The sequence below is a fragment of the Thalassospira xianhensis MCCC 1A02616 genome, from assembly GCF_003326475.1.
Taxonomy (GTDB): domain Bacteria; phylum Pseudomonadota; class Alphaproteobacteria; order Rhodospirillales; family Thalassospiraceae; genus Thalassospira; species Thalassospira xianhensis.
In genome coordinates this window covers 1-25,615 of sequence record NZ_JPWA01000044.1, presented here as the reverse complement: position 1 = coordinate 25,615, position 25,615 = coordinate 1, and the positions used below count along the sequence as shown (strand labels likewise).

The window sequence follows — 25,615 nt, the reverse complement described above, 5'->3', positions numbered from 1 at the left end:
CTAGACCCGCAGCAAATCACTGGCCGCATTCTTTACCGCGCCCGATACCGCCTCAATCGCGGAATCGTCACTAAGTGCGCGCGTCACCGTAAGCCCGCCGATCAAAATCCCCAGAAACGCCCATGCCTTTGCCAGCCGCTGATCGGCGGGGAATTGCGGTAATCCTTTCGCCACCAGTCCGGCAATGGTCTGCATTTTCCGATCATACAAGGCGCGGCTTTTCGCATCGGCGCGTGACATTTCCGGCGACAGGCTGGTCATCGCGCACCCGCATGCCAGATCGGCCCTGTGATCGCGCCCCAGATAATACTCGATAAAGGCATCGGTCCACCCATCGCCAAAATCGCGCTGAAACCGCGGAACCCCGTCAATCACCTCGTCAAGGCCAAGCTCAAGCGCTGCCAGAAACGCACCATCCTTTGATCCGAAATGGGCGTAAAACGCGCCCGATGTCGCCTGTGCCGCCTTGGAAATCCCGTCAACACCGACCCCGGCAAAGCCCTTTTCGCGAAATCCGCGGCTTGCCGCGTCAAGGATATTGCGCCGGGTTTCCTCTTTGCGTGTCTGGTTTTTGACCATCGGACCCTCAAAAATATACTGGTCGTTATATTTTTAATTGACAGGTCCGGATTTGTCGATCAGTTATTTAAATAACGATCGTTATACTTCTTAACCTCACACGGATCAGAACCATGACAACAGATCCAGAACCCCACAACCAAACCAGCCTAAACCGGCTCGGGCGGCGCGACTTTCTAAAGCAGCACCGCCGCGATGGCGGGCACAGGCCTCCTTCTGCCGTCACGCTCACGTGCGGCAGCCATCACTTCAAATCCGGGAAATACTCAGATGTCACAGAACGCCTTCGTCTATACCGAACTGCAAATCTCCGCCCCCTTTGATCAGGTGCCATGGCAAAACATCAATGACACCATCAAGACCCAGCCGGGCTTCCTCAACAAAACCTGGCTCTCGGGGCTTGGTAACAATTCGGCGGGCGGCATTTATGCCTTTGACACCATCGAAAATGCCAAAAAGTTCGTCACCGGCTATTTCCCCGCCGAAGCACGGAATTTCGGCGTGGCGCAAACCACCCGCGTCTTTAATGCGCTTGCCACTACGGAAGCCAGCATCGACATGAATTCTGTGCATTACGGTGCAAAACTCGATGTCAAACCGGCCGCCTTCGTTTACACCGAAGTCCAGCTTCACGTGCTGCCGTTTGACAATGGCCCGTGGCGGACCTTCAACCCGGTCCTGAAACAGCAGCCGGGCCTTCTGGCCAAAACGTGGTTAAGCGGCCTTCACACCGGCACGGTCGGCGGCTTCTATGCCTTTGACAGCATCGAAAACGCCAAACGCTTTGCCCTTGATTACTTCCCGACGGAAACCAGAGCCCTTGATGCCGCCTTCTATACCCGCATTTTTGACGCCACCGTGACCGAGGCCGCCAGCCGCGATATGGCATCGCCCTTCTATGGCTGATTCCACCATCCCGACATAAGCCGCACGGGCGCGCAGGGCCATTCTGCCTTGCGCGCCCGTCGAACAGATCGGCAGCGCCATCCTGCGCAAACTGTCGGTCCTTCGACGCCTGACGGATCGCTGCGACAATCTTCTGACAAATTATTTCTATTTCGCGTTGAATTTGGCTATGCTATTGAATAATCATTCATTATTCACCTTGTCGCCCCGTCGACAGACTGCGATAGCAAACAGAGCCACAAAATCATGCGCTTTCATCTAAAATCACGTATTTCGTGTGCCGGTATCGCAGCCGTCACCCTGTGTGCCGTGGCCTCCCACGCCTCTGCTGAAACAGACTGGTCCGGCTTTTATGGTGGTCTGGCACTTGGTGGCGCATATAGTGCGGCAAAGCCGGACACCGACGTGCTGTATACCGGCTATTTCACAGACAATGGTACCGCAAGTGACAGATCACAACTGACCCCGATCCTCAATGAGACGATCGAGGGCTTTGATGTCACCGGCTCTGCCCTGTTCGGATACGACCATCAGGACCGTAATATGATTTACGGGGTGGAAGGCGATCTGACATTCATGCCGTTTTCCGAATCAGAAAGCCATGGCCGGACCGCGTATGATACGTCTCCGGCCAACACCTTTACATCCCAAACCACCGTTGAATCGGATTTCACCTTTAGCATCCGCCCCAAAATCGGCTATGCGACCGGGGGATGGCAAATATATCTCGCGGCGGGTCCATCGATAAGCCGGTTCAAAACCACCCATAAATTCACCGATACTTTCGGTACAGGTACAAACAATACATTTACCGACACGCAAACGGCATTCGGCGTATCGGGCAGCATCGGGGCCGGGTATCTGATCGGCAATGGCTGGTCCCTTCGCGGGGACTATGTCATGACTTATTTCCCGTCCATTGTGAACGGCGACGAAGACATTGGTCAGGGTGGCGCGGGCGCAGACTTTTCTTATGACGGCGACTTCCAGTCGCACAATGTCCGCTTTGCATTGATCAAACGCTTCTGATCTTCTGACATATGTCTGGCTCAAAACGGTGTCCAATTCGGGCGCCGTTTTGCTTTATCAGCCACTTACATTCATCCCGGCGGAACATCACCCTGTCACAAGACGTTAAAGGCTGGTCACCCTCCTGCCGCTACGCATCATGCCCGGCAGAATCCCGTCCGGAGCAGATTGCATGACCGACCCCGTCACCGCCCCCGAAAATGCACATGATACAATCGGTGACGCAAATAGTGTCGACGATACCGAACAACGCGCCTTAAGTGCGCGCGCACGCGCCTATCGCCGGGCGCGTACGGTATCGGTCATCGGCACCTTCGTTATTCTGGCCTTTGGCTCTTTTTACATCGCCCAAAGCCTGATTTTACCGGTCATTTTGGCTTTCTTGCTGGCACTGGTATTCTCGCCCGTCGTGCGCACACTGGCCCGCTATCGCATTCCGCAAAGCCTGACCGCGCTTGCGATTGTCCTGACCCTGACCGCATCGGTGCTTGCCGGGATTTATGGCCTGAGCGAACCGGTATCAAAATGGATCGATGACGCCCCCAGAATCGAACGTCAGTTGCGCCTGCGCCTTGCCGATCTGGGCGGACCGCTTGAAAAGCTCCGCGATGTGCAAAAACAGGTGGAAAAAGCCACCAATCAGAATGACGGAGCCGACACGCAAAAGGTCGTCGTGCAGGAACCCACCATGATCAGCCAGGCCGCTCAGGGCGCACCGGAAATCGTTGCCGGCATTGCGCTGATGCTCGTGCTTTTGCTGTTCATTCTGTCATCGGGGGATATGGTCTATGAAAAAATGGTCCGTGCCCTGCCAACCTTTGGCGACCGGCGAAAGGGACTGCGCATCGCGCACGATATCGAACGCGAAGTTTCGCGCTATCTGCTGACCATATCAGCCATCAATATCGGGCTTGGCATCTTCATCGGAAGCCTCCTTGCCATTGTCGGCATGCCCAATCCGGTTTTATGGGGCATTGTCGCCGCGATCCTGAATTTCGTACCGCTTCTGGGGGCTGTTGTCGGCATCGGCATTGTCGGCATGGTGGCACTGGTTTCCATGCCGACCACAACCGCGGCCCTGCTGCCACCGGCAATCTATCTCGCCTGCACCGCCATCGAAGGACAGTTTTTGACCCCGGCCCTTGTCGGCAACCGGCTTCGCATCAACTCGGTCGCGATCATTCTCGCCATTGCGTTCTGGGGCTGGATCTGGGGCTTTATCGGTGTGCTGGTCGCCGTACCGCTTCTGATCGTCATCAGTGTCTTTGCCAAACATGTCGAAGGGCTGGGCGGCCTGCGCGAAATGCTCGGCCCCAACAACACGAACAACAATAACGGCAACTGACTGCGACCCGATTGCGAAATAGCGCAAAAACTGCCAGTCTTCTGGCATGTCTGACGCATCAAACGAACCGTTTCGCATCCTGTCTCATGACTGCACCGGCGTTTTGGCCATCATGGCCAAGACACGCCACAGCTTTGCCAAACACAGTCATGAACAGTTTGGCATCGGTTTCATGTTTGAGGGCGCGCAAAAATCGCTTTCGGGGCGCGGCATGGTCGAAGCCGGTGCGGGCAACATCATCACGGTCAATCCCCGCGAAGTCCATGACGGCACCCCGATTGGCCAAAGCCCGCGTGGCTGGAACATGCTCTATTTCGACCCGGACCTGATTGCGAACGCGGCACGCGACATGACGGACGGCAAATCGGGCGAATACACATTCACCAACCCGGTCATGACATCCTCCGCCGTCGCGCACTGCTTTGCGGATCTTTTTGCTGCCATCACCAAAGGCGATCATGAAAACGCAGGCCTCCGGCGCGAAGAAATGCTGTTTCTTCTGCTCCATCACGCGATCATCGTACCGGGCGAACCCGATCCTTATCATCACCGGTCACGAAGCGGTGCCGATGCCAGTATCGCGCGCGCCATATCCATGATTGATGACGCCCCGGACGAAAACCTCTCGCTGGCCGATCTTGCCAGCACGGCGGGGCTCAGCCGCTTTCAGACCGTCCGCCATTTCACCCGCGCAACGGGGCTTACCCCGCATGCCTATATCATCCAGCGCCACCTTGACCTCGCCCGTCGCCTGATCGCAACCGGCACCCCACTGGCCGAGGTCGCCGCGACCGCCGGCTTTGCCGACCAAAGCCACCTGAACCGGCATTTCACCCGCGCCTATGGCCTGTCGCCCGGAAGGTATGCCAAAGCGTTGCGGGCAAACTGATCCATTTCCGGCCTGCAATTCCGTTCAAGAATATCGGATCAAAACGCGCTTAACTGGGCTGATCAGGTCAAACCACAAAACGGAACCAAGCCACCATGATCAGTCCCGAATATCTTCTGACCTCGCTTGTTGTCGTCCTGCTGCCCGGTACGGGTGTGATCTATACCCTTGCCATTGGCCTTGGGCGCGGCATGAGGGCGAGCATCTGGGCGGCCCTTGGCTGCACGCTTGGCATCCTGCCCGCCATGGGGGCAAGCATCCTTGGCCTTGCGGCCCTACTGCACACCAGTGCGCTTGCCTTTGAAACCCTACGCTATCTTGGCGTGGCGTGGCTGCTTTACATGGCGTGGGGCATGTGGCGCGGCACGGGTGCGATGAAAGTCAGTGCCAAGTCCGATCCGGTCCATGCCGCCAAAATCATCCGCGACGGCATCCTGCTAAATGCGCTGAACCCGAAACTCTCGCTGTTCTTTCTGGCTTTCCTGCCGCAATTCGTCACCCCCAACGCCGACCAAACCACCGCCCAGATGATCCTGCTCGGCCTGACCTTCATGGCACTCACCTTTGCGGTCTTCATCGTCTACGGCCTGTTTGCCAGTGCGCTAAGAAGCCACGTGGTCGAGCGGCCAAAGGTCATGAACTGGCTGGGGAAAAGCTTTGCCGGGATGCTTGTATTGTTGGGGGCAAAACTGGCATTTACCCAAAGATAGGGCGCGCCTTCCGTAACCAAGACAAGCCCTGATGCTCGAGTTTTGAAACTATGCTATTTTACGGCAGGCTTTGAACGGTGATGGGAATAATCCGGTTTCTGTCGCCAGATTGTAGCGGGTATCGGCAAGAACGGCAAAATGAACACGACACGTAAACCGATCAGAACCGATGCTGATTATCAATCAGCGCCTCAATTGTTCGAAACGCTTTCGGGTGCCGAACCGGACAGCCCGGAAGCAGATCAGCTTGAAAAACTTGGCATCCTGATCGACCAATATGAAACGGCAAGGTTTTCAGTATCGCGCACCGTTCAATAGAGTCCGTCCAATTTGATATGGAGCGAAATGATCAGCAGTGTAGAGAATGTCACAAATTGACACGGCAACAGTTTACACACGTCAACTTTTATCAATTAAATAAAATGGATATATAGCACCAAAAAAACATCGCATCGACACCATTAAAAAAACAAATATCATACAACAATAATTTAATTAATTTAAAAAAACAAAAAATAGATCATCTTCTAAATTTTGGCTCGCCCCAATATGAATCATTGTCGTCATCTTCTTCTATAGAAATCAAATTAACTTGATAACCATTTCTCTGAACCAATTTCTGGTCATAAACATGAATGTCATTATTATTTTCAAACCAAAAATAGCTAGGAACTTCTTCCACCTCCGAAATATAACCTTCCTCAAACTTTCTATTATCACTTCTATCTTTTGGTATTGGATTGCCATTCCATACCGATAATCTAGGAAATTTTGATGTGGTCACGATGTAACGAATAACCCCGTCCTTAGAAAAAACCGCCGCAGTTGGCTCATCTGCAAAATTAAGATACCTCCGAATAGCAACTTCCTTACTGACATCAAATTTATCTGCCATTTTAATCAAATGGCTCAACTCAACGCCTTGAATTGTCGATAAATATTTTCTCACCCATTCTGTAGGCATCAAAATATTAGAAGCAAAAATATTTGCCTCCAATTCCATTTTAGCACGGCGATCATTCGGGTTAGCAAACGATATACTCATGTCGCTCCTTGAGCACCTAAACCCGTCCGAACTATTTACCAAGTGGTATGGATTAACATAGTGACCAATTTCATGAGCTATAGTAAACCTCTTTCGCTTTCTCGAACTATTAATATTTACTATTATTCCTCCACTTGATTTTCCAGAATCAACAATCATAACCCCCTCAAGACCAGACAGATTCTCCTCTCTTATTTCTACTATATCAATTGCGGCAGCGATTTCCCTCAATGGAACACTCGGAAGATCAGATGGAATTTGTTTAATTATTGAATCTGCTAACAAGACAGGGTTTCCACCAACGTCATCTATTAGCATTCTATCAATTTCAAGCATCATTCTTCTCCTTCCGAGCCAATAATGATTGAACCATTTGATCTATAAGGAATCGATCATTCTCATCAAGCTGGCCGACTTGCCTGAACATTTTGATCAAGTCCTCATCGTCATTTTGCTCCATATCTTCGCCAACCAAGAACCGAATCGAAACATCATAATGGTTAGCGAGTTTGGTAATCAGATCAAGCGAGGGGTTAACGCTCCTCCCTTTCTCCAACTGCCATATATGAGTTTTAGAAACTCCAATATCGTCGGCAACCTCCTGTAAAGATTGGCCTTTTCTAAGTCTTTCTTTACTCAATTTCGCAGCTAAACTCATCACACCCTCAAAGTTCGCAAGCAGCATAGTTCACTAACAGCCACCGATGTTCTTTTTAGTTTCACAAAATCATACCTGTATTGTTGACAAACGTCTCGTTCTATATAATTATACGAAATCGGCCTTATTGATTTTTACAGGCCACAACATGAAAGGTAATTACTATGGCACGAGTCCCAATTGGAACAACCGCAAGCACAGGACAAATTTGCCCTGAGAGCGGAGTTTGGAAAGTAGTCGGGTCTCCGACAACCACTGCACCGATTGCAAAGGGAAATCGTATGCCCCCTTATGGCAACAAGGCAGTTTCATGGAAATTAACACAATACGCATAAGGGGACTTTGTTATGGCAAAGAATGAAAAAACTTCAAAAGCAGTAGCTTCTAAAGCTGCAAAAATATTGAAAAGCCCATCCTCGTCAAAAAGTGCAAAAAGTGTTGCAGGATCAGCCCTTACTCAAGCGCCCGATAAAAAAACAGGCAAGAAGAAATAGTAAATAAGAAGGGACGAATTTAGTAATTCGTCCCTTCTCGTTTGAAGGCACTCCTACGGACACTTACTCCGCTACGTCCAATTAAACACCACTGCCTTCAAGGGCACAGCTTTGACGAACACATCGGCTCATTGAGCAGCGAGAAATGCTGAGCCCGGATCACGTCCACCATTTCGGCACAGCAATCAGCCAGACTTCTGCAGCAAGAATATCGAAGCCGGTTTGATCAAACAGGCCAATGAGCACGAGGTCACCTTTTCCAACAACGGCAGTCCCCGTCCCACCTGACAATGATACAAGATGGTCGCACCAGTGGCGGTCGACGAACGCAAGGCAGGCGCACTTGTCGCCATCGGTGATCGACCTACCGGCATTTCCGAAGGCAGCTATCGGCTCCGTCGCCAAGTCGGGCCGGATGATCCCCGGCATCGCCTCGCCCCGGATCACCCTGCTCCGAACGGCCTGCCCCCACCCAAAGGGCACAACTCTCCCGTCATGATTCACACCAATTTTCCGCAAACGCCCTTCGAGCTCATCACCCGGATGCAATACCGCCGTAATGACTTTTCCACCCGCCAGTCATGATCCTTTGGCGATGTCGCCGTCGTCCTTTCGACCTGTCAGATCGTTGCACCGTCATCGTCGTCTTCCTGTCTTTGGCCCAAAACACAAAAACCCGCGAAAGCGAATCACGCTTTGCGGGTTTTCGGTCCGGGTGCATTTCTCCCGTTGACTTTGTCTTTATGCCACAAACGAGAGAACAAATCAAGAACAATTTTCAGGGAGTTTGCAAAAAATCCGAATCCCTTGAAAAGGTTTTATTTTTCAATTACCTATGCTGCCTTACTCCGCCGCATCCGAACTTTGCCGGGTCAATGCCCGCGTCATAAGGGCACGCAGTTTCGCCGGGCGCAGCGGTTTGTTCAGCAAGGCGAATCGCTGTGCCTTGATCAGCTCCGCCGTCTCGGTGCTGCGATCCGCCGTAATCAACACGCCGGGAATATCAAAACCGTGTTGGTCCCGGAGCCTGATCAGGACATCAAGCCCGGTTTCGCCGGAACTCAGGTGATAGTCGGCAAGGATGATATCGGGGGCAAAGACAGGTTCGAATCCCTCCTTGTCCGCCATTACTTTCTGCGGAACCAGAAGCTTCTCAGCATCAATCCCTGACCGCGCAGTCCCCACCACACAATTCCAGTTTTCCAGCATGGCGCGCATGCCATCAAGGATATCGGGTTCGTTATCGATGCAAAGGACGCGCAAACCGCCCAGTTCGCCGGCCATGCGGCGGCGCGGTTTGGGCAATGCGGTTTCGTCCATCTGGCCAATCGGCACATCGACCGAAAAAACCGTCCCCCGCCCCGGGCGGGAGCGCACGGAAACCGCATGATCAAGCGACCGGCCAAGACGATCGACAATCGCAAGGCCAAGGCCAAGCCCCTTCACATCGGTGGTTTCCGGCCCCTCAAGGCGATGGAATTCGCGGAAGATGATCTTAAGCTTGTCCTCGGGGATACCCGGCCCGCTATCCCAGACCTCGATCCTGATCTTGTCACCGCGCATCCGGCAGCCGACCACCGCCCCGCCATGGCGGGTATAGCGCAGCGCGTTGGAGATGAAGTTTTGCAGGATGCGGCGCAGAAGCCTGCTGTCGCTTTTCACCCAGACATCGCGCGGATGAACCGCAAACCGAAGCCCGGCCTTTTCCGCAACCGGGGTGAATTCGGTCTTGAGCGCATTAAGCACATCCGAAACCCGGAAATCACGGATGGTGGGCTGCATGGCCCCGGCATCAAGCTTGCAGATATCCAGAAGCTCGTTGAGCAGTTCCTCAACCCCCTTCAGCGACAGATCAACCTTGTTAACCAGATCATGGATATCGTCGCGAAGCTCCTTGCCCCCCAGCGCCACGGTAAACAGCCGCGCGGCATTTAACGGCTGCAAAAGGTCATGGCTGGCCGCGGCAAAGAACCGGGTCTTGGTATCGTTCGCGGTTTCGGCCTGTTCCTTGGCAACCGAAAGCTCGGAGTTTAGTTCCTCAAGCGCGTGGGTACGTTCCGTCACGCGCGCTTCCAGCCCCTCGTTGGCGTCCTTAAGCGCGCGTTCGGCATTCCGGCGTTCGGTAATGTCGTGATAGATACAGAAATAGCCAAGCACTTCGCCGGTTTCGTCAAAGTGCGGGATATATGTCCCCTCGGCATAGCGGGCTTCGCGTTCGCTGCGCACGTCACCGTCACCATTGCCACTGCCCCAGCCTTCTTTGGGGGCGGGGAAATCGATCTCGAAGCTCTGGCGATAGCCTTCCAGTACCGCGCGGATCATCGGCTCCAGCCGGACATAACGCTCCTCGCCCACCGCTTCACGTACCGCCATGCCATGCGCCTCGATCCGGCGGATGCCAAACATCCGCTCATACGGTCGGTTGGTAAAACGCAGCCGCTGATTTTTGTCGGCATAGGCGATCATGACCGGGATGTTATCGGTATAGATGCGAATGTTGCGCTCGCTCTCTCGCAATGCCTCTTCGGTCCGGACACGGGCCGTGATGTCGGCAATGGTCGCGACAAACCCGCCATCGGGCATCGGGTTGGTCCGCATTTCAAGCACCATGCCATCTGCCCGCTTGCGCTCGTAGGTATGGGGCAATCTGCGCATCTGAGGGGCGGCATTACGACCCAGAAGGATATCGATATCAACCGCGCGCGCACCATTATCGCGGCAGATATCCACCAGTTCCGATAATGGCAACGTGACCTGAATGTCGCTTGCGGTGATGCCCAGCAGATCAATAAAGCGATGGTTCCAGGTCGCCAGACGCAAATTCTGGTCAAACACCCCGACCCCTTGCGAAATGTTTTCAAGCGTATTGAGCAAAAGGTCCCGATTGAATTTGATCGCCTCGGACGCTTCATCCAGAAGCTCCATCGCATCACGTCGCGATACGGCCTTATCGGGCAGCAGAAGCGCCATCACCACGCGCGATGACGCCGCCCCGACCGCGCCCGATAACAGATGTTCGGTGAAATTCGCCGCATCAAAATCGGCAATGTCGGATCGTTTGCTGTCATCCCCGCGCTGCTTGAGGTAGGTGCGAAACGCACGTTGCGCCCAGTGTTTGCCAAGGAAGCGCGCGGCAAGGTCTTCAAGATCGCCAAGGGTCACGCGACCGGGCCATGTGTCATTGCGCGCCTTGGTATCCTTGCGATAGATATCGACAAAAAGCTGGGCCTGACGGCGCTGGGTGACACCCTGCACACCAATCGCCGATCCGACAAACATCAGGACGAAATTAACCCCAAGCGACCAGACAACCCCATGGGTCAGATGATCCTCGATCCCCACACCCAGCAACGCCTGCGGGCGCAGGATACCAATGCCAAGTGGTCCTTCCGTCAGGATCGACATCGGCAACAGACCGCTTTGGATAAAGCTTGGCAGAAGCAGGGTGTAGGTCCACAGCACAAAACCGGAAATCAGACCGATGCGAACCCCGGTGCGGTTGATCGATTTAAGGTAAATCGCCGCCAGAACCGCCGGGCCGAATTGCGCCACTGCGGCAAAGGACAAAAGCCCGATATCGGCCAGCGCGTATTTTTCCGACAGGAACCGGTAAAAGCCATAGGCCAGAAACAGGATGGCAATGATCGCGGCCCGGCGGACTTTAAGCAGAACCTGGCTGACATCCCCGGCAAACCTCCCCTGCAATTTCTGCGACCGCAGCAAAAGCGGCATGACCAGATCGTTACAGACCATCGTGGACACCGCGACACAGGATACGATCACCATGCCAGTACTGGCCGAAAGCCCCCCGACAAAGGCAAACACCGCCAGCCAGTTTTCCCCGCCAAGCAACGGCAGGGTCAGAACAAACGTATCGGGATTGACCGCCGGATCACCGCCAAACAGCAGAATCCCGGCAATCGCAATCGGCACGACGAAAATATTGATCGCAATCAGATAACCCGGAAACAGCCAGCGCGCCGATTTCAAATTCCGGCTGTCGTCATTTTCAACAAATGTCACATGGAACTGGCGCGGCAGACAGAAAATAGCAAACAGCGCCAGCAGGGTCGAAATGAAGAAATGCGATGTCAGCCAGGCATCGGGCTTGAACATTTCGGTAATGTCGGGATTGGCTGCGGCCCGAATTTGCATGTCGCCAAAACCGTCAAACAGGCCGTAAACCACAAACAGCCCGACGAATAAGAGGGCCACCAGCTTGACCAGGCTTTCGAACGCCACCGCAAGGATCAGCCCGTCATGATGTTCGGACGCATGGATATAACGCACCCCGAACAGGATCGCGAAAACCGCCATCAGAATGGTGACGTAAAACGCCGTATCCTTGGAAAAATCTGCGGCACTGTGGCGCACGATCTGTTCGCCGACCTCGCCGATCAGAACATCGAATGACAGCGAAACCGCTTTGAGCTGAAGCGCGATATAGGCCAGAACCCCGATCACGGCAATGATCGCCACAAGTGCTGCCAGGCTCTGGCTTTTGCCATATCGCGAGCCCAGAAAATCGGCGATGGAGGTGATGTTCTGTTCGCGACACACGGTGGCGATCTTGGTCATCACACCAAAACCGACAACCATCATGATGATCGGACCGATATAGATCGGCAGGAACGCCCAGCCGCGTGTGGATGCGGTCCCGACCGACCCGAAAAACGTCCAGCTTGTGCAATAGACCGCCATCGAAAGCGCATAGATGCTGGGCTTCAGGCGTGATGCCCGCCATTTTTCCGCATATTTGTCACCATAATGCGCAATCGCAAACAGAAGCCCGATATAGGCCATGGCAACAATGAAAATAAGTCCGCCCTGAAGCATCCGGCTTATGGCTCCGCGTATCGATAATGCCGCCAGATCAGGCGGTTGGCGTTTAGACTATACCACGGCGCGCTTATGGACTAAAACGACGCAAATCCAAACCCGACCAAAGACCAAGAACGATCAGGATCGACATGCCTTCCGATTATGGATTTTACGCCGGAATTCTGCGCTTTGTCGCAAAGAAAACCGAAAGCGACGACCGCGAGATAAAGGTCATGATGGGCCATCTTTCCGGCATCGCGACCGCCATCGAACATTCCGGACGCTTTGTTGTTGAACGTGCCAATTGCGAAAGTGCCGCCCGTGCCTTTGCCGGGGTTGCCAAATTCCTGCAGGAACGCATCCTCCCCGAAGCCCTCGCCGCGGGTAACGAAGGGGCGGTAAATCAGCTTAAATGGGCGATTGAAACCTCGCTGGCGCTCGGTTCGGAACTGGTCAAGCGGATCGCGCTTGAAGAATATGAAGGTCAGGACAAATTCACCTTCGACCTGCCCCTGCCCCCCGGTTCGCCAACCGTGCATTAGGCATCTGCCCCGGTTCTGTGAGCCGGTTCCATTGGCATGAAAAAAGCGGCATCCAAAGATGCCGCTTTTGTTTTTCGTCTACGATCAGACCGAAAGCCTGTTACGCATCGGCCCAGACATTGGCACGCTGCAAAAGGCCGGTGGCTTCGAACTCTTTGCCATACGGTGCAGCCTTTTTCACGAAATCCATGTAGGACGCATGAATGCGGCCGTTCAGTTCGTTCTGATCGGCGATTTCCTTGACCGCTGCCTTGACCTCGGTCGCAAGGGCTCCAATCACATCATCGCTGAAATGACGGATTTCCGCCCCCTTGGCCAACACCGCCTGATAGGACTGAATGTTGTGGAAGGTGAAATCTGCCAGCGTCTGTTCAAGATTGGCCTGCGCGGCGACGGCAAAGATTTCCTGAAGGTCTTCGGGCAATTCCGCGAATTTGTCTTTGTTGACAAACACTTCAATCCCCGTGCCCGGCTCGGCAAAGGCCGGCGTGTAATAATATTTGCCAACCTGCGTCAGACCAAACGCGTAGTCATTCCACGGGCCAACCCATTCGGCGGCATCAATCGCGCCGGACTGCATGGCCGGCAGGATTTCGGCTGCGGGCAACATCGTCACATTGGCACCCAGGCGACGCATGGCTTCACCACCGATCCCGGCATAGCGCATCTTGATGCCCTTGATGTCCTCGACGGTGTTGATTTCCTTGTTGAACCAGCCGCCAGCCTGCAAACCGGTATTCCCGGCAGCGAACGGTTTGACGTTGAACTGGGCATAAAGCTCATCCCAAAGCTCCTGCCCGCCACCAAAACGCAGCCAGCCCGAAAGCTCCCAGCCCATCAGGCCGAACGGGATCGTCGAAAAGAAGTTTACACCGGCATCCTTGCCCGCCCAGTAATAGGGGGTGCCATGTGCCAGCTCGGCAACGCCCTGCTCGACCGCATCCATGCATTCGAATGCCGGAACAAGTTCGCCTGCGCCGTAAACGGTGATCTTAAGGCGGCCGCCTGACATTTTGGTCACGCGCTCGGCGAATTTTTCGCCATTGGCACCAAGGCCCGGCGTACCTTTCGGCCAGGGCATCACCATGCGCCAGTGGATCTGTTCATCGGCTTTGGCAATTGAAGGTGCGACACTGCTGGCGGCAAAGGCACCGGCGGCCATGCTGGCACCCGTCAGGAACTGACGACGTTTCATTGTGGGGCTCCCCAATTCATATTGGCAATTTTTTGCGCAAAACAGCTTCGAATATTACATTCGTAACTTTGCAAGCGTTCGAAGTTAGCGTTTTTGCCGCCCCCAACAATTCATCTTTGCGGGATGCAGCATCCCGCCACACGCATGGCTTGTATATAAGGCCGGTCAATTTTCACCCCTAAGTGTGACAAACAAAAACGGGGCCGCCCGAAGGCAACCCCGTTTTCCGATGATTATATTTCCGTATCCGAACTTAGTAGCCCCAGACCTTTGCACGCTGCAAAAGACCGGTCGCCTCGAATTCCTTGCCGTAACGGGCGGCCTTCTTGACCAGCGCAAGATAGCTTTCAGCGATCCTGCCACTCAGATCATTCTTGGCGGCAATCTCTTCGACGGCGGCATTCGACTGTTCGGCCAGTGCCAGAATGACATCGTCCGAGAACTGGCGCACTTCAACCCCTTTGTCGATCAACGGCTGATAGGATTGCAGGTTATTGTAGGTAAAGTCGGCCAGCGTGTTCTCGGCAATCGCCTGCGCGGCACAACGGATGATCGCCTGCAGATCGGTGCCAAGCGCATCAAACTTTTCCTTGGAAATAAAGATTTCAAGGCCCGGTCCGGGTTCATGGAACGCCGGGGTATAATAGAATTTGGCAACCTGATAGAGGCCAAATGCAAGGTCGTTCCACGGACCGACCCATTCGGCGGCATCAATCGCACCGGACTGCATGGCAGGCAGAATTTCGCCCGGCGGCAGCATGGTGATGTTTGCACCCAAACGGCGCATCGCTTCGCCACCCAGACCGGCATAACGGGCTTTCAGGCCCTTAAGGTCCTCAACCGAATTAATTTCCTTGTTGAACCAGCCACCTGCCTGCATGCCCGAGTTACCGGCATAGAACGGCACAACATTAAACTCGGCATAGGCTTCTTCCCAAAGCTCCTGCCCGCCACCAAAGCGCAGCCAAGCGGAAAGTTCCCATGCCGTCAGACCAAACGGAATGGTCGAAAAGAAGTTCAGCGCCGGGTTCTTGCCCTGCCAGTAATAAGGGGTACCGTGCGCCATTTCGACCACGCCCTGTTCGACCGCATCCATGCATTCGAACGGCGGGACGATTTCGCCCGCACCAAAAACCGAAATGCTCAGACGGCCATTGGACATTTCCTTGACCATGGCGGCAAATTTTTCGGCATTGGTGCCAAGGCCCGGCGTCCCTTTGGGCCACGGCATGACCATCCGCCAATTCAGGCTTTCCTGTGCGGATACGATGGCCGGTGCGGCAACACTGGCCGCAACCGCGGCACCGGCACCAATACCGGCCCCTTTAAGGAACTGACGACGTTTCATTGTAACCCCCTAAACTCTTTTACTTTGGTGATTTTTTGCGCAATCACCGCTAAGCGTTGGGGGATTTTGGCGAAAAGATCGCGCATATGCCACTATTTTTGCGTAGAACAATGCGGATTTTTTCGCCGACGTTACGGCAGCTTAGCTGCCGCCAAGGTAACGATTGTAATTGGCAATAAACTCGTCCGTCGTCCCCTTGCCACCGGCAGTGTTGTAATACTGCTTCCAATAGGCCGCCAGACCGGGGATATCATTTGCATCGGGCAAGGCGGCACTGACCCGCATATAACGAACCCGGCACATGGCAGCAGCATAGGCATTGTTGGTTGCCAACTGCGTTGCCTTGTCAGGTTGCGGCGCCAGATAGGCATCAATCTTGGCCTTCAGATCGGCCCGGTAATCCAGAAAATTGACATAGCAATCATTCAGTGTTGCTGGTTCCATCTGGAAAATCCCGCGGGCCGGACCACCGCCGACCTGTTCAACATAGGTGCCAAGGCCACTTTCCTGGGCGGCGGTTCCCATGATCAGATTTTCCGCGGCCTGTGACCACAGACCAAGATTTTGCAGAATAGGTCGAACAATGGATTGACGCAACTGGTTGGCATTGATCGGCATGATGTTTCCTTTGCGTTCATCAGGGACAGAATTGATCTGCCTGACGACGTACCAGAAACACATTCGTGATCTTGGCCACACAAAACGCCCGCGATAGTTGCATTTGTTGCGCCATATATTATTAGATAATGCTGCAAACAATTGGCAGAAAACGTTATATTTTGAAAGTTCACTTCAAAACCGAACCTTCCCCACCCTTTTGGATAGTTAACATTATAATCTTCATATCCAACCTAAGGTACTGCCCCGCACCCCGGAAATTAGTGATAGCGAGCGACGAGGGACAAGAATGCATCAGGAACTTAAACGCCGTCTTGAATTCATCGATTTTGATGACAGGAAAGCGGCTCATCTGAAAAAGGCATGGCCAATAATCGAAAAAAATCTGGCCCCGATACTGGACGAATTTTACCGCAAGGTGATGGCCCGCGGTGATCTGGCAAAAATTATCGGTGATCCATCAAATATCGAACGCTTGAAAAATGCACAGCGCAAACACTGGGCAAAGCTGTTCGACGGTACATTTGATCAGGTCTATTACGACGATGTACGCCGGATCGGGAAAGCCCATGAAATCATTGGCTTGACACCTGAATCCTATGTTTCGGCATACAACTTTCTGCTCGCCCGGCTTTGCGACATTCTTTATGCATATTTCCGCAAAGATTCAGCAGTTTCCCAAATCGTGACGGCCTCAACAAACGCCATTCTTGTCGATATGGAAATGGCAATCACCGTCTATTACGAGGAAACCCAGAAAACATACAGCAACCGTCTGGCGAAAATGTCGGGCGAGTTCGAGGCAACCGTATCCAAGGTCGTCGAAGCACTGGCAAGTTCGGCAGAAGACATGTCAAGCGCCTCGGAAACCCTGATCAGCAGCATGGGGCAAACCACCGAACAGGTGGAAAATGCAAAATCCGCCGCCGAGATATCGGCTTCAAATGCATCGACAGTGGCAGGATCAGCCGAAGAACTTGACAGTTCCATTCGCGAGATTTCAAGCCAGATTTCGCGTGCCTCGACCGTATCAAACGAAGTTGAAAGTTCCGTGCAGGCGACGTCGGATGTCATTGAATCGCTGAATGTCTCCGCCGAGCAAATCGGAACGGTTGTCGATCTGATCGATAAAATTGCAAATCAGACCAACCTTCTGGCGCTGAACGCCACCATCGAGGCGGCACGCGCCGGTGACGCGGGCAAAGGCTTTGCCGTGGTCGCAAGCGAGGTCAAAAACCTTGCCAACCAGACGGCAAAGGCAACCGGCGATATCACCGCCCAGATCAACAATGTGCAGCAGAATACATCGGCCGCAGTTACAGCAATCCGCGAGGTTGCAGGCCAAATCAGTTCAATTGTTGATTCCATCACCGCCATTTCGGCGGCGGTCGAACAGCAAGCCGCTGCAACGACGGAAATCAGCACGAATATCACATCCGTTTCGTCGGCAAACGGCAATGTCAACACCAGTCTGGAATCGGTCAGCGGCACCGCGCATCGCACCGGAACGGTCGCAGAAGAAGTTTACAAGGTTTCGCAGGTTCTTAAACAGCATTCCCGCCAGCTTAAGACCGATGTGAACAACTTTGTATCTCGATTGACAGAAACCAGTTGAGGGAAGCGGTTTTACCGGTCCCTTGCATCGGAAGGTGAGATGCCAAAGACCCGTTTGAACGCGGTTGCAAAATTTGCCGGACTTGAATATCCAGCCATCCAGGCGGCCTGACCAATCGTCAGGCCGTCTTTTTCCATGGCATCGCGCGCTGCGATCAGGCGGCTCTCGCGGATGAAATCCTTGACAGTGGTGCCATAGGCATTCTTGAAAATGCGTTGCAGGCTGGCAATGCTCATGCAGAGCTTTTCAGACAGCCCTGACAATGTCAGATCATCAAGAATATGGTCTTTGATATAATCGCGAATTTCCTGGGCCTTCTGGTGATGTTCAAGTGCGTCGGGTTCGGCACTTCCCTCCGCGATAAATTCAGCGTCCGGGCGCAGCGAACCGAGTGCCTCGGCGAGAATTTCCAATCCACGGCTTTCAGCATACAAATCGCGAAACAACGGATCATCGGTTGGCGGATACAGCAATTGATCGGCAAGCGCGATTGCGCGACGCGATGGTTGCCATTGGCGCACTGAAATCCCGGCATGAATGAAATCGTTGATGGCTGCATGTCGACTGTCACCGTTGCAAACCCGTTTGACGACCCAGTCATACTTTGCGGAAATCATCACCTTGCTGACATCGTCACCCTTTTGCAGTTCTCGATGCAGCATGACCGGTTGGGATAACGCCCAGATAAACCCGACCGGCTGTATGCGGGCATCAAGGTCAAACGGGACATTATCGAACGCACCGCGTACCCGGCCCCGCAATACGATCGCCACAGTTACCGCCGGATTGACCGGAAATTTCACCGCAGCATCCCGCATGCTAACGGTATCGGTGGTGTGAATGTTCAGGAATGACTGAAGATTGTCGTTGGATAGCCGTCCGCTCATCATCGGGCGACGACGAATACCGTCAGCCGCGTTTCCAGGCAACGCTGTTCCAAAATCCTCAAGCTGCTGGCCAGTGATGGTTTCGCGCCGTGTCACATTACGCCGCACCCGTGGCGGCGCATGCTGCTGATCAAACGCCATATCGAAGCCTTTCCAAGTCCTGATTTCCTGCCACACGCGATATTTGTGTTTTCGCAAACATCAATGGCGATCTCGCAAACGGTATTACGATTGCCCGAACCACCCAGCTAATAATATTCAAAATCATTCGCATTTGGCAAATTTATTTGATAAGGAAATCAGCATGTCGCAGTCATCCAGACCGGTATTGCCGGGCAAATGCCGTCAACCGGTTTATGGCCTGTGCCGCGCAACCCTGCTTGCCGGCGTTGCCCTGACGGTATTGCCGGTCGCAGCCATCGCACAAGAAACCAAAGCCGAAAACGAAACCATCCTGACGCCGATCGAAGTCACCGCTGACCGGTATACCGCCCAAACGGCGGCCGGTGGTGTAACGATCACCCAGGAACAACTGGACCGCACCAATCCCCAGGACATCAAGGATGTCTTTGCAGGAGAAGCCGCAGTAACTGTTGGCGGGCCAACCAAGATTTCCCAGAAGGTCTATGTGCAGGGCATCGAGAATACCAAGCTCAATGTCCAGATTGATGGCACACGTCAGGTTGACTCAACCTATCACCATATCGGCACGGCACTGATTGATCCGGGCATGCTCAAAACCGTGCGCGTTGAGTCTGGTGTCGCGCCTGCCGACGCGGGACCGAACGCGCTTGGCGGATCGGTGGCATATGAAACCAAGGATGCACGTGACGTTCTGTCACCGGACGATCCTTTCGGTGGATCGGCCAAAATCCAGTATAACAGCAATACAAAAGGCTTTAGCGAATGGCTGACGATTGCCGGTCAGCATGATGGGTTTGAAGCACTTGGCTATGTCCAGAACAGCAATCAGGGCAACTACAAGGATGGCGACGGCGACGAAGTCGTCGGCACCGCAGATGGCAGCAAGAATGGGCTTGGCAAATTTGCGTTCACCGGGAACGAGGGATCGCGGATCGAAGCCTTTGCCAGCCATTTCGAAGACGAGGGCGTACGCCCTGCCCGGCCGAACTTCGGATCGCTTGCTGGCGGGCAACTGCCACAATGGATTTCCTACAAGGATACATCGCTGGGTGTCAGCTATGTCGATGAAATGCCGGGAGACCTGCTGGCACCGGAATTCAGCCTGAATTACAGTAAAACCAATCTTGATGTTCCCCGCCTTCAGGGCGGCCCGAATTTCTATCATGTACAGTCCGAGATCGAGACCATCAACGGCAAGGCTGCCAATACATTTGATGTCGGCATGGGCGATGTGACGGCCGGTCTGGATTTCTATCACGATGAAGCTACCGGCACCCATGACCGCACGCCCCGCGACGGAAGCTATAGCGAAACCACAACCAACATCGGTGCGTTTTCGCAAGCCCGACTGTCGCTGACCGATGACTGGCGCGTATCATTTGGTGGCCGTGCAGACCGTCAGTGGTTCGAAGGCGTTGACGGAACCGATTTCGAGGAATTCGGACTAAGCGGCAACGTGAATACCGAGTACGATGTCGTTGAAACGGTTACTGTTTATGGCGGGGCTGGAACACAGTTTGGCGGACTTCCACTTGGTGAATCCGCGATCTACAATTTCAGTGGCGTCTGGAATTATGACGGATTTTCGCCTTCGCGCTCCAAAAACTTCAAGGTCGGCACACGTTATTCGGACGGTGGCTGGTCGCTTGACGGTAACGTGTTCTACAACAAGATTGATGATTCCCACGATCTGACCGGATCCGTGGTTGGCAGTACGGTTTACCGCAACACAACCATCGATCTCGTTACACAGGGCTACAACCTGTCAGCGGCTTACAACTACGGTCCGGGTTTCGCCCGTGTGACCTATTCCCACACGGATGTCGAAACAGATGGTGATGCGCCTCTAAGCACCAATGCATCCTATCAGGGCGTTCTGCAGGGCGATATCTTCACCTTTGAAGTTGCACACGGATGGGATGACCTTGGTGTGCGGGTCGGTACAACGTCCGAACTTGCTCTGGCAAACGATGATCCCGAGGAAAACGGTTTCCCGAAACTCGATACCTATTTCGTGGCCAATCTTTACGGGGAATGGACGCCGGAAGCTTTGAATAACGCGGTGACCCTGCGCGTTGATGCCCTGAACATTTTTGATCGCGACTATATCGACCGTGCAACCCCGGGCTATGACAGTGCTCAAGTCGGAGAACCATATCACGAACCGGGACGCACCTTCCTTGTTTCTGCAAAGGTGACGTTCTGATCAGACAATTTTCCAGCCGGTTTGAAATCCGTGATGGGTGGCATTCGTGCCGCCCATTTCGGCGTTTCAGAACGTATGCCACCCCATAAATACTCCAGCAGGACTTTTGCCATGAAATTCAAATGCCTTCTTGCTCTGGCGACCCTCACGTCGATGATCGGCGGATTGGCCCAGGCCAAAGAAACCATCACGCTGACCGATGTCTCGGGTCGCGAGGTCACCATTGAGGTCCCCGTTAAACATATGATCCTTGGCGAAGGCCGCTTTTTGCCAAGCCTTGGCATCCTTGATCCCGAAAATCCGGTCCGCTGGGTTGCCGGAATGATGGGCGAATTTAAAAACCTTGATCCCGCAACCTTTGCCCAATATCAGGCAAAATTTCCCGAAATTGACGATATCCCGTTGGTGGGGCGCAGTGGCGAAGCAACATTCAGCGTCGAAAAAGCGATTACAGTTGAACCCGATGTTGCAATTTTCGGTATAAACGGTGGTCATGGCCCCGGATCGGATAGCCACGAGGTCCTAAGACAATTCGGGGCGGCCCATATCCCGGTTGTCATGATCGACTTCCGCAGCGAGCCGTTTGAAAACACCCCCAAAAGCATCCGCATTCTTGGCAAACTGATGGGCAAGGAAGATCAGGCCGAGGCATTCATCAAATTCTATGAAGACAATCTGGCCAAGGTCACATCCGGCCTGCAAGCCATCTCTGACAAACCCAAGGTTTTCCTTGAGAGCCGGGTTGGCCTGCATGGTTCCTGCTGCGAGGCGATGGGCAACCAGATGATCGGCAAATTTGTTGAAATGGCGGGTGGGCAAAACATCTTCGCAGACCGGATTCCCGGGGTCATCAGCCAGATTTCAGTCGAACAGCTACTGGTCGATCAACCGGATATATATGTGGCGACCGCGATCGGCGGGGCAACAATGACCGACGAGCAGAATGTGGGCCGTATCATACTTGGAACCTACGCCGATGCCGAAACATCACGCGCGTCCTTGGCCAAGAACATGGAACGCACCGGCTTGCCACAGCTTGACGCAGTTAAACATGGCAAAGTCTATGCCGCGTGGCATCATTTCTATAACACGCCGATGAATGTGACACTGTTACAGGCGATGGCGAAGTGGTTCCATCCCGATCAGTTTTCCGACCTTGATCCAGACGCGACCCTTGCCGAATTCTTTGACCGGTTCCAGCCGGTGGCACTGGATGGGGTTTACTGGATCGGCCTTGATCAACCTTAAGCCCCTGCAATCAATTTCCTCATAAGAAACCATCAGAGATCGGTAAATCCATGTTCAAAACCAAAGGATCGGTTCAGACCGAACATGCCAGCAAATATCTGCAACAACTGTGCAAGCACTTTGCCCATAAGGTAGAAGTCGATTTTACCCCCGATAAGGGGCATGTGAGCTTTCCGATGGGCCCATGCATCATTCAGGCCGATAACACCACCCTGCGCTTTGAGGGACAGTCAGAGAAAGCCGACGGGATCAAGGCCATGAAAGGCGTCATCATTTCGCATCTGGATAAATTCGCATGGCGCGAACAGATTGAATATGTCTGGGAAGACAGTTCGGACTAAGCCCGCCATTCTGACACAAAAAATGCCAGTCCTAAAAAATGCCAGTCTTCCGGACTGGCATTTTTCTGTTTAGCGAAGGTCGTAGATCACCGGGATCGTCAATGTCATTTCTGTGCGCGCCATATCCTCGGGGAATGGCGGAAAACGTTTGACCCGTTCAATCATATCCTGCGTCGCGCGATCCAGAATGGATGAGCCACTCGGGCTAATCATTTCAAAAAGGGAAACCGTGCCATCGCGCTCGATAATCAGGCGGACCATATTCTGCCCTTCGATACCGCGCCGTTTGGCGCGATCAGGATATTCGCGATAACGCATCAGCATCTGCACAACAGCTGTCTGGTAATCGACAAATGCTGCGCTGCTCATTGCAGCACCGCCGCCACTGCCCGACGCGGAACTTGCGGCCTGACTTTGGGTTGCTTCGCCAACCGTCCCCTGGGATTTGACTGAATCCACCGGACCGCCAGATGGCTGCTCGACCGGTTCGGCCGCGGCCTTTTCAACAGGCTTGGGCGCTTTTGCCGGTTCCGGTGTCGGTTTGGGTGGCTCGGGCTTTCTGCGGACCGGCATGACGTCTGCCAGAAGAGGACTGACTTCGGGGACCGGTTCAGGTTCGGCCTCGACCACTTCCTCGACCACAGGTTCGGGAACAGGTTCCGGTTCAACGACCGGTTCGGGCTCGGGCTCAGGCACGGTTTCGACAACCGGTTCCGGCTCTGGTTCGGGCTCCGGCTCAACAACCGGCTCGGGAACGGGTTCCGGTTGAGGTTCTACTTCCTCGACCGGTTTTTCACCCTGTTTGCTGTCTTCTGAATCGGCACTTTCTTCCGGTGTTTCAGCTTCACCCTCGGTCGCCTGTCCGCGGCCTAGCGAGATGCTAATGCTTTGCACGGCCCCCGCGCCGCCCCAACCGGCAGGCTGTGGTTCAGGCATGGCAAGAACAATACCCCCGGCAAGAACAATGCCGGTCAACCCGGTCGCGATCAGGAAATCAATGCGTTTCGACATTTTCTATCCGTCTTGGCCCTGATCTGCTTCCATGGCGGTCATCAACTGGACCTTTTCAATGCCAAGCTCTTGCAACCGTTTCAAAAGGGCAACGACACGTGCGCCTTCGGTGGTGCGATCTGCCCGGATTTCGACTGGCCGCCCGGCATAATCGGCTGGTAGCAAAGCCGCCAGATCAGCAATCTTGCCCTGACGATCATCAATGCCAATTTCGGCATTCTTGCCAAACCACAGCACAATCGTATCTTCGGGCTGGCTTTCGGCCGTGGAACTTGCCGGCGGGTCCACATCAAATGGTCCCAGCTTTTGCAAGCTTCCTGCAATCATGAAGAAAATCAGCAAAAGAAAGACGATGTTGATCAAAGGCAACATCGGTTCCTGTGCCGGGCTGTCATCGGAGACCTGGATACGACGCTTCATTCGATCAGATCCACATCAGTCACACCGCCGCGTCCCAGCGCATCCATGACAACAATCAGATGCTGCAAATCGGCACCGTTGACCGGGCGCAGATGAACACTGGCACCAGCATGTTTGCGTAAAATGGCCGCGGCAAGATTGGAAATCGGCACGGCTTCGCCATTCAGCGACAAACCACCATTTGCATCAACATTGACCGTTACCGGACGGACGTCGCTGCTGCTGCGCGCCTGACCGTCTGTGACAGTCACCGACATCTCGAAACCCTTCCAATCAAGGAAACTGGAGGCCAGCATGAAAAAGATCAGCAGGATAAAGACAACATCAATCAGCGGTGTCAGGCCGATCATCGGCGAAGCACCACGATTTCGATCGCGCAATTGCATAGGGCGTATTCCGACCTTGTTCGGGCTTATTCCGCCGCTTGGCGCAGCTCGGCGACGTTTGACGCGCGAAGCGCCCCCTTCTGAGCCAGTTCACCACGATTGATCACCATGGTGCAGACATCTTCCATGACCGCAGCGGCACGGGCGATAACGCCCTGCATCCACATGTGAAACGCGGTCGCCGGGATGGCGACAACAAGGCCGATTGCCGTGGTCAGAAGTGCAAGCCAGATACCGCCCGAAAGCACGGATGGGTCAATGCGGCTTCCGGCACCTTCCATCTTCTGGAAGGCTTCAATCATGCCCATAACGGTACCCAGCAGGCCCAGAAGCGGGCTAAGCACCGCAATCGCCGACATAATTCGCAAACCGCTGTTCAGACCATCAATTTCCTTGCGCGCGTGCGAAGCAATAATATCGGATGCCGCCTCGCGGTTTTCCGAATTGGCCACGGACAGGGTCATGCCAAACAGACCGATCCGGGCAGCCGGATGACGGCGGCGCGAGAGGATTTGCGCAACCTGTTTGTCATCACCATTGGAAAGATGGCGTTCGACATCCTTGGCAAAACCATCAGCAAAAATTCCCCGCCGGATAAAACCAACCAGCTTGTAAAAGAAAATCAGCATCCCGATTAGCGCAAGTGCCGCCAAGACCCAGCCGACAACGCCGGCACGATCAACAAGATCATAAACCGGCAGACTGCTGATAGCGTCCGGGACAATTGTGCTTTCGGTGGTGCCAAGAGTGTTATCCGCCATCGGCAAACCGGTTTGCGGATCAAGAGTTACTGCTCCGTTGGTGGCATCCGTGGTTGCACCGTCAAGGCCGAGTGGAGTCTGCGCATCCGGTGATGCAGACAGCGGGTTTACGGGTTCAGGCATGTAACTCTTCCGATCCAAAATACGAGCAGCACCGGACGTCCTGCTCCGGTGCATTTGAAACTGATTTGCATTACTTACAAGAAATCACATTGCGATGCAATCGCAACTGCGAAAAGATGCGCTTTTTTCGCGCATGGCCGCATTGCATCGCACGTAAAACAGTGCCCGTCGCACACCCTGAAGATGGACGGAATCGGTTTTGAAAACAGAAAAGACCATGGAAAAGCAAAACCCCCGGAACATTTGGGTTCCAGGGGTTTTGAAATGGTGAGCCCGACAGGATTCGAACCTGTG

The 25,615-nt window shown here is 53.9% G+C and carries 26 protein-coding genes; 14 read left to right on the top strand and 12 right to left on the bottom strand.

All coding sequences use genetic code 11. The annotated features are described in order from the left end of the window. Complete coding sequence (locus TH5_RS22580; protein ID WP_114123771.1) at positions 1-579, bottom strand: TetR/AcrR family transcriptional regulator; 579 nt, start codon at positions 577-579, stop codon at positions 1-3. Positions 580-849: 270 nt separating this feature from the next. Between TH5_RS22580 and TH5_RS22575 the strand changes: the two genes are divergently transcribed. The 6 genes from TH5_RS22575 to TH5_RS22550 all read left to right on the top strand — a co-directional run bounded on the left by TH5_RS22575 (position 850) and on the right by TH5_RS22550 (position 5,776). Continuing rightward, positions 850-1,485, top strand: a complete 636-nt coding sequence (locus TH5_RS22575; RefSeq protein ID WP_114123780.1) for a YdhR family protein — start codon at positions 850-852, stop codon at positions 1,483-1,485. Positions 1,486-1,731: 246 nt separating this feature from the next. Further along, complete coding sequence (locus tag TH5_RS22570) at positions 1,732-2,514, top strand: outer membrane protein (RefSeq protein WP_114123770.1); 783 nt, start codon at positions 1,732-1,734, stop codon at positions 2,512-2,514. 172 nt (positions 2,515-2,686) lie between these two features. After that, positions 2,687-3,859, top strand: coding sequence for an AI-2E family transporter (locus TH5_RS22565; RefSeq protein WP_244205009.1), 1,173 nt, complete (start codon positions 2,687-2,689; stop codon positions 3,857-3,859). A gap of 46 nt (positions 3,860-3,905) precedes the next feature. Next, positions 3,906-4,748, top strand: coding sequence for an AraC family transcriptional regulator (locus TH5_RS22560; RefSeq protein ID WP_114123769.1), 843 nt, complete (start codon positions 3,906-3,908; stop codon positions 4,746-4,748). A 95-nt stretch (positions 4,749-4,843) separates the two neighbouring features. Then, entirely contained in the window at positions 4,844-5,458 is a 615-nt protein-coding gene (locus tag TH5_RS22555; RefSeq protein WP_114123768.1) for a LysE family translocator, read from the top strand. Positions 5,459-5,596: 138 nt separating this feature from the next. Then, complete coding sequence (locus TH5_RS22550) at positions 5,597-5,776, top strand: transcriptional regulator (protein WP_114123767.1); 180 nt, start codon at positions 5,597-5,599, stop codon at positions 5,774-5,776. Between the two features lie 202 nt (positions 5,777-5,978). Here the strand turns inward: TH5_RS22550 and TH5_RS22545 are convergent, their stop codons facing one another. Both TH5_RS22545 and TH5_RS22540 read right to left on the bottom strand, forming a co-directional pair. Beyond that, positions 5,979-6,839 carry an ImmA/IrrE family metallo-endopeptidase gene (locus TH5_RS22545; RefSeq protein ID WP_167443635.1) on the bottom strand — a complete coding sequence of 287 codons (861 nt, stop codon included), beginning with the start codon at positions 6,837-6,839 and terminating at the stop codon, positions 5,979-5,981. Next, positions 6,832-7,188, bottom strand: a complete 357-nt coding sequence (locus TH5_RS22540; RefSeq protein ID WP_208638521.1) for a helix-turn-helix domain-containing protein — start codon at positions 7,186-7,188, stop codon at positions 6,832-6,834. The genes TH5_RS22545 and TH5_RS22540 overlap by 8 nt, the downstream gene beginning before the upstream one ends. Before the next feature lie 320 nt (positions 7,189-7,508). Between TH5_RS22540 and TH5_RS25715 the strand changes: the two genes are divergently transcribed. Continuing rightward, complete coding sequence (locus TH5_RS25715; RefSeq protein ID WP_167443634.1) at positions 7,509-7,655, top strand: hypothetical protein; 147 nt, start codon at positions 7,509-7,511, stop codon at positions 7,653-7,655. A 300-nt stretch (positions 7,656-7,955) separates the two neighbouring features. Beyond that, on the top strand, positions 7,956-8,240 hold the full coding sequence (locus tag TH5_RS25400) for a hypothetical protein (protein WP_147250168.1): 285 nt from the start codon (positions 7,956-7,958) through the stop codon (positions 8,238-8,240). A gap of 258 nt (positions 8,241-8,498) precedes the next feature. Here the strand turns inward: TH5_RS25400 and TH5_RS22530 are convergent, their stop codons facing one another. Next, entirely contained in the window at positions 8,499-12,491 is a 3,993-nt protein-coding gene (locus TH5_RS22530) for a NahK/ErcS family hybrid sensor histidine kinase/response regulator (protein WP_114123764.1), read from the bottom strand. Between the two features lie 134 nt (positions 12,492-12,625). On the opposite strand from TH5_RS22530, the gene TH5_RS22525 reads away from it, so the two are divergent. Beyond that, positions 12,626-13,018 (top strand): hypothetical protein, encoded by a 393-nt coding sequence (locus TH5_RS22525; protein WP_114123763.1) that lies wholly within the window; start codon positions 12,626-12,628, stop codon positions 13,016-13,018. A gap of 100 nt (positions 13,019-13,118) precedes the next feature. Here the strand turns inward: TH5_RS22525 and TH5_RS22520 are convergent, their stop codons facing one another. The 3 genes from TH5_RS22520 to TH5_RS22510 form a co-directional block, all read right to left on the bottom strand. After that, positions 13,119-14,213 carry a TRAP transporter substrate-binding protein gene (locus TH5_RS22520; protein WP_114123762.1) on the bottom strand — a complete coding sequence of 365 codons (1,095 nt, stop codon included), beginning with the start codon at positions 14,211-14,213 and terminating at the stop codon, positions 13,119-13,121. 253 nt (positions 14,214-14,466) lie between these two features. Then, the gene (locus tag TH5_RS22515; RefSeq protein ID WP_114123761.1) at positions 14,467-15,561 is read right to left on the bottom strand and encodes a TRAP transporter substrate-binding protein; all 1,095 of its coding nucleotides are present in this window, start codon (positions 15,559-15,561) and stop codon (positions 14,467-14,469) included. Positions 15,562-15,702: 141 nt separating this feature from the next. Continuing rightward, complete coding sequence (locus TH5_RS22510) at positions 15,703-16,179, bottom strand: hypothetical protein (protein WP_114123777.1); 477 nt, start codon at positions 16,177-16,179, stop codon at positions 15,703-15,705. A 289-nt stretch (positions 16,180-16,468) separates the two neighbouring features. On the opposite strand from TH5_RS22510, the gene TH5_RS22505 reads away from it, so the two are divergent. Next, the gene (locus TH5_RS22505; protein WP_114123760.1) at positions 16,469-17,794 is read left to right on the top strand and encodes a globin-coupled sensor protein; all 1,326 of its coding nucleotides are present in this window, start codon (positions 16,469-16,471) and stop codon (positions 17,792-17,794) included. An 11-nt stretch (positions 17,795-17,805) separates the two neighbouring features. Here TH5_RS22505 and TH5_RS22500 read toward each other — a convergent pair whose 3' ends face one another. Beyond that, positions 17,806-18,822: a helix-turn-helix transcriptional regulator gene (locus tag TH5_RS22500; protein WP_244205008.1), complete on the bottom strand. Its 1,017-nt coding sequence runs from the start codon at positions 18,820-18,822 to the stop codon at positions 17,806-17,808. A gap of 163 nt (positions 18,823-18,985) precedes the next feature. Here TH5_RS22500 and TH5_RS22495 point away from each other — a divergent pair, with 163 nt between their 5' ends. The 3 genes from TH5_RS22495 to TH5_RS22485 all read left to right on the top strand — a co-directional run bounded on the left by TH5_RS22495 (position 18,986) and on the right by TH5_RS22485 (position 22,620). Further along, the gene (locus TH5_RS22495; protein WP_114123775.1) at positions 18,986-21,031 is read left to right on the top strand and encodes a TonB-dependent receptor plug domain-containing protein; all 2,046 of its coding nucleotides are present in this window, start codon (positions 18,986-18,988) and stop codon (positions 21,029-21,031) included. 111 nt (positions 21,032-21,142) lie between these two features. Continuing rightward, positions 21,143-22,279: an ABC transporter substrate-binding protein gene (locus TH5_RS22490; RefSeq protein ID WP_114123759.1), complete on the top strand. Its 1,137-nt coding sequence runs from the start codon at positions 21,143-21,145 to the stop codon at positions 22,277-22,279. A 50-nt stretch (positions 22,280-22,329) separates the two neighbouring features. Then, entirely contained in the window at positions 22,330-22,620 is a 291-nt protein-coding gene (locus TH5_RS22485; protein WP_062959830.1) for a DUF2218 domain-containing protein, read from the top strand. Between the two features lie 69 nt (positions 22,621-22,689). Here the strand turns inward: TH5_RS22485 and TH5_RS22480 are convergent, their stop codons facing one another. Genes TH5_RS22480 through TH5_RS22465 form a run of 4 tightly spaced genes read right to left on the bottom strand, consistent with a single transcriptional unit; the run spans position 22,690 to position 25,321 of the window. After that, a complete protein-coding gene (locus TH5_RS22480) occupies positions 22,690-23,631 on the bottom strand; it encodes an energy transducer TonB (protein WP_114123758.1) in 942 nt (313 codons plus the stop codon). A 3-nt stretch (positions 23,632-23,634) separates the two neighbouring features. After that, a complete protein-coding gene (locus TH5_RS22475; RefSeq protein WP_097052300.1) occupies positions 23,635-24,051 on the bottom strand; it encodes an ExbD/TolR family protein in 417 nt (138 codons plus the stop codon). Further along, entirely contained in the window at positions 24,048-24,437 is a 390-nt protein-coding gene (locus TH5_RS22470; RefSeq protein WP_062959827.1) for an ExbD/TolR family protein, read from the bottom strand. The genes TH5_RS22475 and TH5_RS22470 overlap by 4 nt, the downstream gene beginning before the upstream one ends. A 26-nt stretch (positions 24,438-24,463) precedes the next feature. Further along, positions 24,464-25,321 (bottom strand): MotA/TolQ/ExbB proton channel family protein, encoded by an 858-nt coding sequence (locus tag TH5_RS22465; RefSeq protein WP_114123757.1) that lies wholly within the window; start codon positions 25,319-25,321, stop codon positions 24,464-24,466. A gap of 48 nt (positions 25,322-25,369) precedes the next feature. Between TH5_RS22465 and TH5_RS25935 the strand changes: the two genes are divergently transcribed. Continuing rightward, the coding region (locus TH5_RS25935; RefSeq protein WP_208638520.1) for a hypothetical protein at positions 25,370-25,615 on the top strand (246 nt) is incomplete at its 3' end.

Coding starts and splice junctions, on each gene's coding strand:
- TH5_RS22580 (WP_114123771.1), bottom strand. CDS start 579: ATGGTCAAAAACCAGACACGCAAAGAGGAAACCCGGCGCAATATCCTT.
- TH5_RS22575 (WP_114123780.1), top strand. CDS start 850: ATGTCACAGAACGCCTTCGTCTATACCGAACTGCAAATCTCCGCCCCC.
- TH5_RS22570 (WP_114123770.1), top strand. CDS start 1,732: ATGCGCTTTCATCTAAAATCACGTATTTCGTGTGCCGGTATCGCAGCC.
- TH5_RS22565 (WP_244205009.1), top strand. CDS start 2,687: ATGACCGACCCCGTCACCGCCCCCGAAAATGCACATGATACAATCGGT.
- TH5_RS22560 (WP_114123769.1), top strand. CDS start 3,906: ATGTCTGACGCATCAAACGAACCGTTTCGCATCCTGTCTCATGACTGC.
- TH5_RS22555 (WP_114123768.1), top strand. CDS start 4,844: ATGATCAGTCCCGAATATCTTCTGACCTCGCTTGTTGTCGTCCTGCTG.
- TH5_RS22550 (WP_114123767.1), top strand. CDS start 5,597: ATGAACACGACACGTAAACCGATCAGAACCGATGCTGATTATCAATCA.
- TH5_RS22545 (WP_167443635.1), bottom strand. CDS start 6,839: ATGCTTGAAATTGATAGAATGCTAATAGATGACGTTGGTGGAAACCCT.
- TH5_RS22540 (WP_208638521.1), bottom strand. CDS start 7,188: ATGCTGCTTGCGAACTTTGAGGGTGTGATGAGTTTAGCTGCGAAATTG.
- TH5_RS25715 (WP_167443634.1), top strand. CDS start 7,509: ATGGCAAAGAATGAAAAAACTTCAAAAGCAGTAGCTTCTAAAGCTGCA.
- TH5_RS25400 (WP_147250168.1), top strand. CDS start 7,956: ATGGTCGCACCAGTGGCGGTCGACGAACGCAAGGCAGGCGCACTTGTC.
- TH5_RS22530 (WP_114123764.1), bottom strand. CDS start 12,491: ATGCTTCAGGGCGGACTTATTTTCATTGTTGCCATGGCCTATATCGGG.
- TH5_RS22525 (WP_114123763.1), top strand. CDS start 12,626: ATGCCTTCCGATTATGGATTTTACGCCGGAATTCTGCGCTTTGTCGCA.
- TH5_RS22520 (WP_114123762.1), bottom strand. CDS start 14,213: ATGAAACGTCGTCAGTTCCTGACGGGTGCCAGCATGGCCGCCGGTGCC.
- TH5_RS22515 (WP_114123761.1), bottom strand. CDS start 15,561: ATGAAACGTCGTCAGTTCCTTAAAGGGGCCGGTATTGGTGCCGGTGCC.
- TH5_RS22510 (WP_114123777.1), bottom strand. CDS start 16,179: ATGCCGATCAATGCCAACCAGTTGCGTCAATCCATTGTTCGACCTATT.
- TH5_RS22505 (WP_114123760.1), top strand. CDS start 16,469: ATGCATCAGGAACTTAAACGCCGTCTTGAATTCATCGATTTTGATGAC.
- TH5_RS22500 (WP_244205008.1), bottom strand. CDS start 18,822: ATGGCGTTTGATCAGCAGCATGCGCCGCCACGGGTGCGGCGTAATGTG.
- TH5_RS22495 (WP_114123775.1), top strand. CDS start 18,986: ATGTCGCAGTCATCCAGACCGGTATTGCCGGGCAAATGCCGTCAACCG.
- TH5_RS22490 (WP_114123759.1), top strand. CDS start 21,143: ATGAAATTCAAATGCCTTCTTGCTCTGGCGACCCTCACGTCGATGATC.
- TH5_RS22485 (WP_062959830.1), top strand. CDS start 22,330: ATGTTCAAAACCAAAGGATCGGTTCAGACCGAACATGCCAGCAAATAT.
- TH5_RS22480 (WP_114123758.1), bottom strand. CDS start 23,631: ATGTCGAAACGCATTGATTTCCTGATCGCGACCGGGTTGACCGGCATT.
- TH5_RS22475 (WP_097052300.1), bottom strand. CDS start 24,051: ATGAAGCGTCGTATCCAGGTCTCCGATGACAGCCCGGCACAGGAACCG.
- TH5_RS22470 (WP_062959827.1), bottom strand. CDS start 24,437: ATGCAATTGCGCGATCGAAATCGTGGTGCTTCGCCGATGATCGGCCTG.
- TH5_RS22465 (WP_114123757.1), bottom strand. CDS start 25,321: ATGCCTGAACCCGTAAACCCGCTGTCTGCATCACCGGATGCGCAGACT.